Annotated in this window: 3 protein-coding genes; 2 read left to right on the top strand and 1 reads right to left on the bottom strand. The window is 41.6% G+C overall.

The features are described from left to right. Together WB217_RS07920 and WB217_RS07915 are read left to right on the top strand one after the other, a co-directional pair. A partial coding sequence (locus tag WB217_RS07920; RefSeq protein ID WP_423992260.1) for an efflux RND transporter permease subunit occupies window positions 1-834 on the top strand: 834 nt, incomplete at its 5' end. Between the two features lie 16 nt (window positions 835-850). Next, window positions 851-973 carry a hypothetical protein gene (locus WB217_RS07915; protein WP_423992258.1) on the top strand — a complete coding sequence of 41 codons (123 nt, stop codon included), beginning with the start codon at window positions 851-853 and terminating at the stop codon, window positions 971-973. A gap of 587 nt (window positions 974-1,560) precedes the next feature. Here WB217_RS07915 and WB217_RS07910 read toward each other — a convergent pair. Next, window positions 1,561-1,695, bottom strand: coding sequence for a hypothetical protein (locus WB217_RS07910; RefSeq protein ID WP_423992256.1), 135 nt, complete (start codon window positions 1,693-1,695; stop codon window positions 1,561-1,563). Window positions 1,696-1,799 lie beyond the last annotated feature (104 nt).

Below are 1,799 nucleotides of genomic sequence, written 5' to 3'. Positions count from 1 at the left end.
CCTGAGGATTTAAAGAATATACCTGTCATGACTGCTGCTGGACCTGCGCTGGCTTCAGACCTTGCCAGCCTTGAGGTAAGCGAGGAGCCTACAAGCAGATTCCATAAAGACGGCGACACTTATATCCGCGTAACAGCGACAGTAAATCCGAGAAATCTGTCTGAAGTGGCTGCCGCCATCAATAAAGCAGTAATGGGGACCCCATCTGAAAAGGCCCTGAAATTTGCTGATGGTGTTGAGGTTTTTGTCGGCGGTGCCAATGCACAGCAAATGGATGATTTCACTGATTTATATATCACAATGGCTGTTTCCATCGGGCTTGTTTTCTTAATCATGGTCATCACGTTTAAATCAATGCGAGCACCAATTGCGATTCTATTCTCCTTGCCGCTCGCTGCCATCGGAGCAATCCTTGGCTTATTAATCAGCCGGATTCCTGTTGATATCACAGCACTGCTTGGAGCATTGATGCTCATCGGAATCGTCGTGACGAACGCAATCGTCCTTCTGGACCGAGTCAAGCAAAATGAAGAAAAAATGATCCTTCGCGATGCGCTTGTCGAAGCAGCCGCAACAAGGATGAGACCAATACTGATGACCGCTGTGGCAACAATTTCTGCGATGGTACCACTGCTCTATAAAAAAGCAGAGACAGGCAATCTTGTCTCCCAAAGCCTAGCAGTAGTCGTCATCGGCGGCCTAGCAGTCGCCACAGTGCTTACGCTGGTTGTCATCCCAGTAATTTACGAATTGCTGCATTTTAGAAAATCCAAAAAGCAGCGCAAAGAACAGAACAAGAAGCAAGGGGACGTACCTTTTGCTTCATCCTTGTGAAGAACGGGGAAAAAACATGGAAAGGAAGCACGGGGACGTACCTCGTGCTTCTTCTTTTTCTTTGAAGCACTGGGACGGAAGCACGGGGACGTACGCTCTGCTTCTCCCATTAATCGCAAAAACAAATGCGACAAAGTGACAGTACTGCTCTCAAACGATATTTCGATATGAAAGATGTAGAGGTAAGGTGTCTATGTATCAACCTAATGAGGGACATGGATTAAAAGGAGAAGCAAGGAAGGATACGCTCTGATATTTAGATTAATAGTATTAGCACCGTGACGGTTCCAGTGTTTCAATTAATTTCCACTTAAGAAGCAAAGGGTACGTCCCTCTGCTTCAATCTAATTAGAAAAAGACTTTCCAATAATCCGGTTGTATTCCTCCTCACTTAAAATCCCTATCTTCCGGCAAATTTTTGAATACAACAAAATTTTCTTCTGAATACGTGAATTCCTCATTCGAATCACTCCATTTTCTATATATATACTCTAAATTCGACAAAAGGTTTCCATTGAGCAAAAAAAATTCTTTCGTTAAACTTTTTATCTCCACATCAAATTTAAGGGACCTAACCTGTGCTTCTTCCATGAAGAAAGATAGGCTTATAAGGTCCACCAACCGTTTATTATCAGAGGTGAGGGCAAGGTCCATATGGATTGAATACCTGTGATATCCCTTAATAATATAAAAAGATCCGAATCATTTTCGGATCTTTTTACTCGTTTAAGAATGATCGGTTCCAGCATCACCGCTTTTTTTCTCCAGAATCTCCTTTATTTCTCCAACATCACCTTTTGCATTTATAATTTCAAAAATTTGATTTAATCCTTCGGAAGTTTCCTGGTCTCTGTCTTTCATTTGTTTGCCTCCTTTTCACATTGGTAATAGATTTTCCGAATTCCTTTCCTATATCCATAAAACAAATTGTATTCAGGCATATTTTTAAAAATTGGCTAAATAAA

It is taken from the genome of Mesobacillus sp., assembly GCF_049588175.1.
Classification (GTDB): domain Bacteria; phylum Bacillota; class Bacilli; order Bacillales; family Cytobacillaceae; genus Mesobacillus.
The sequence above is the reverse complement of the archived record's forward strand: the minus strand, read 5'-3'. Positions and strand labels throughout refer to the sequence as shown.

What these genes read in the sequence shown, in the direction of transcription:
- WB217_RS07915 (WP_423992258.1), top strand. Translation starts at nt 851, where the DNA reads ATGGAAAGGAAGCACGGGGACGTACCTCGTGCTTCTTCTTTTTCTTTG.
- WB217_RS07910 (WP_423992256.1), bottom strand. Translation starts at nt 1,695, where the DNA reads ATGAAAGACAGAGACCAGGAAACTTCCGAAGGATTAAATCAAATTTTT.